The 229-nt window shown below is 41.5% G+C and carries 1 protein-coding gene; it reads left to right on the top strand.

The genetic code is table 11. The annotated features are described in order from the left end of the window. On the top strand, positions 1–229 hold a 229-nt coding region (locus HMPREF2937_RS13195; RefSeq protein ID WP_257245430.1), incomplete at both ends, for an AIR synthase-related protein.

Raw genomic sequence — 229 nt, 5'->3', positions numbered from 1 at the left:
TTGCTGATTATTCAGGTGAAGAGGTTCTTCCAGAACTTGAAGGCAAAAAATTGAAAGAAGTCCTTCTTGAACCAACTCGTATCTACGTTAAAGCAGTGCTTCCACTTATCAAAGAAGAATTGGTTAACGGTATTGCTCACATCACTGGTGGTGGATTCATCGAAAATGTGCCTCGTATGTTCGCGGATGACTTGGCTGCTGAAATCGAAGAAGACAAAATCCCAGTTCT

This window comes from Staphylococcus sp. HMSC061G12, from assembly GCF_001838465.1.
GTDB classification, from domain to species: domain Bacteria; phylum Bacillota; class Bacilli; order Staphylococcales; family Staphylococcaceae; genus Staphylococcus; species Staphylococcus simulans.
The sequence above is the reverse complement of the archived record's forward strand: the minus strand, read 5'-3'. Positions and strand labels throughout refer to the sequence as shown.